A 2,700-nucleotide genomic window follows, 5' to 3' on the forward strand; every position below is an offset into this window, starting at 1 on the left:
CGCAGTTCTTCTTCGACGAGCTTACCCGCGAGGTCAACATGGCCACGCTGGACGGCAAGGCGCGGCTGGCCGAGCGGGCCAAGCCGATGCTGGCGCAGATTCCCGACGGCGCCTTCGGCGACCTGATGAAGCAGCAGCTGACCACGCTTACCGGCCTGGGCGCCAAACCCACCGCGTCCGCGCAGCCCTCGCGCCCGCCCGCCCGCGCAGTGGCGCCCACCCAGCGGCGCAGCCTGGTGCGCGCGGCCATCGCGATCCTGCTGCAGCAACCGTCCCTGGCCATGACCCTGGAAGGCCATCACTTCAACGGCCTGCGCCTGCCTGGCATCGACCTGCTGCTGGAGCTGCTGGGCCTGGTGGAGCAGCGCCCGGACATCAGCACCGGCGCGCTGCTGGAGCACTTCGAGGGCCGCGAAGAGCAGGAGTCGCTGCACAAGCTGGCCGCGCAGACCCTGCCCGGCGATGAGGCCATGTGGACCCAGGAATTGCACGATGCGGTAGCGCAGCTGGAGAAACAGCTGTTGATGCAACGTCTGGACGAGCTTCAGGCAAAGCAGGGCCAGCAGGGTCTGGACGATACTGACAAGTACGAACTGCGTGAACTGCTCAAGGCGCGCAGCACCCTCCGCTTCTGACCGACGCAGTCGCCATGGCGCTTCCCACCCTGAAACCTGCAGCCTCCCTTCCCCGCTGCGTCCGTCTGGGCGTTTGTGCCGCACTGGTTGGGCTCGCCCTGCCCGCCTGGGCCACCGAACTGCCGTTCGCGCAGCCCCGCCCGCAGCTGTACAGCGCCGGCCAGCCCAGCGCGGCGCAGCTGCAACAGGCCGCTGCCGCCGGCATCACCACCGTGATCGACCTGCGCCAACCCGATGAAGACCGCGGCTTTGATGAGACCGCCGCCGCCGAGCGCCTGGGCCTGCGCTACGTGCGTATTCCGGTGGCCGGTGCTGCCGGCCTGACCGACGCCAATACGCGCGCGCTGCGCACGGTACTGGCGCAGAGCAGCGGTCCGGTGCTGGTGCATTGCGCCTCGGGCAATCGCGCCGGTGCGCTGCTGGCGCTGGTGCAGGCACGCGATGGTGCCTCGGTCGACCAGGCCTTGCAGTTGGGTCGCGATGCCGGCATGACCTCGCTGGAAGCGCCTGCCCGTGTCCTGATCGAACAAGCGGCCACGCGTTGAATCCGCGCGTCTTTCCCGCCCCTCTTTTCCCCCACACAGGAGCATGCCGCGCATGAAGCCCTGGTGGTCGCGCCTGCGACCGGACAATTTCACCCTCGCCCTGCTCTGCACCGTACTGCTGGCCTCGCTGCTGCCCATGCACGGCGCGGCGGCGATGGTGCTCGACGATGTCACCGACGTGGCCATCGCCGCGCTGTTCTTCCTGCACGGCGCGCGACTGCCGCGTGAGTCGATCGTGGCCGGAATGCTGCATTGGCGCCTGCACCTGACCATCCTGGCCTGCACCTTCGTGCTGTTCCCGCTGTTGGGGCTGCTGTTCAAACCGCTGGATGGCTGGCTGCTCACGCCCGAGCTGTACATCGGCGTGCTGTTCCTGTGCGCGCTGCCGTCCACGGTGCAGTCGTCCATCGCCTTCACCTCGATGGCGCGCGGCAACGTCCCGGCGGCGGTATGCAGCGCCTCGCTGTCGAGCATCCTCGGCGTGTTCCTTACCCCGCTGCTGCTGGCCGTGCTGGCCGGTACAGAGGGCGGCATGCACAACCCGGTGCAGGCCATCGCCAGCATCATGCTGCAGCTGCTGGTGCCGTTCGTGGCCGGCCACCTGCTGCGCCCGTGGATTGCCGGCTGGGTGGAACGCCAGCGCGCGCTGCTGCGTTACACCGACCAGGCCACCATCCTGCTGGTAGTGTATTCGGCGTTCGGCGAAGCGGTCAGCGAAGGGCTATGGAGCAAGACACCACTGGTGTCGCTGTTCACCGTGGCCCTTGTTGCCGCCGTCCTGCTCGGCATCGCGATGCCGCTGATCCGCTTCATTGCCCGCCGTCTGGGCTTCAACCGCGAAGACGAGATCACCATCCTGTTCTGCGGCTCCAAGAAGAGCCTGGCCACCGGCGTGCCGATCGCCAAGGTGCTGTTCGCCGGCGGCAGCCTGGGCGCGATCGTGCTGCCGATCATGATCTACCACCAGATCCAGCTGATCGTCTGCGCGATGATCGCGCAGCGGTATGCGCGCGATCCCATCGCGCCGGCGCCCGTCATCGACCAGGAGTGAACCGCGCGGGCGCGTGCACAGGGCTTGGGCGGGAGCGTTTCCCAAGCGACTGCCGATAACGCCAATCGGCGCGATGTCGGCATTCCCTGGGCGGCGGAGTCGCGCTTACCGCGCCACTCAGGGCGCGCTTCGGTGTGGGTCATGCTCACCATCGGCCGGGACGCACGGTCGGCAGTCATCTGGGAAACGACCCTGCCGGGGCGCCCCGCATCGCCTCGCCGCACGCAACATCCACCAGGCAAACTCGGTGCCTTGTTCGCCACGCATAGGGTGACCCTAGCGGTCGGTCAGGGTGGCAACGCTCAAGGCAGGCATCCATATCCAAAGATCGTATTGCCGGCCCGCGTCGGTATCTTCTTTCGGCGCGCGCGGCGGACGCGCGGTCAGCGGGATCGCGCGGCATGGTTGGACGCAGGCCCAGAAGTGACCCCGCAACGCTTCCAGGCGCACGCTGTAGAGCGGCAGGTCC

Annotated in this window: 2 protein-coding genes and 2 pseudogenes; 3 read left to right on the forward strand and 1 reads right to left on the reverse strand. The window is 68.1% G+C overall.

Translation table 11 applies throughout. The features are described from left to right. From DBR34_RS08865 to DBR34_RS08875, 3 genes and pseudogenes are all read left to right on the forward strand, one after another. Positions 1 to 635: pseudogene (locus tag DBR34_RS08865) on the forward strand (DNA primase); the annotation flags it as partial. 14 nt (positions 636 to 649) lie between these two features. Beyond that, the gene (locus DBR34_RS08870; protein WP_128096524.1) at positions 650 to 1,180 is read left to right on the forward strand and encodes a protein tyrosine phosphatase family protein; all 531 of its coding nucleotides are present in this window, start codon (positions 650 to 652) and stop codon (positions 1,178 to 1,180) included. Positions 1,181 to 1,232: 52 nt separating this feature from the next. Further along, a complete protein-coding gene (locus tag DBR34_RS08875) occupies positions 1,233 to 2,231 on the forward strand; it encodes a bile acid:sodium symporter family protein (RefSeq protein WP_128096525.1) in 999 nt (332 codons plus the stop codon). 276 nt (positions 2,232 to 2,507) lie between these two features. On the opposite strand, the pseudogene DBR34_RS22455 reads toward DBR34_RS08875, so the two are convergent. Then, positions 2,508 to 2,700, reverse strand: a pseudogene (locus DBR34_RS22455) (calcium-binding protein); the annotation flags it as partial.

The organism is Stenotrophomonas sp. HMWF003 (assembly GCF_003061285.1).
GTDB classification, from domain to species: domain Bacteria; phylum Pseudomonadota; class Gammaproteobacteria; order Xanthomonadales; family Xanthomonadaceae; genus Stenotrophomonas; species Stenotrophomonas maltophilia_AP.

Bases quoted from the DNA above. Each gene is read 5' to 3' on its own strand.
- DBR34_RS08870 (WP_128096524.1), top strand. From the start codon at position 650: ATGGCGCTTCCCACCCTGAAACCTGCAGCCTCCCTTCCCCGCTGCGTC.
- DBR34_RS08875 (WP_128096525.1), top strand. From the start codon at position 1,233: ATGAAGCCCTGGTGGTCGCGCCTGCGACCGGACAATTTCACCCTCGCC.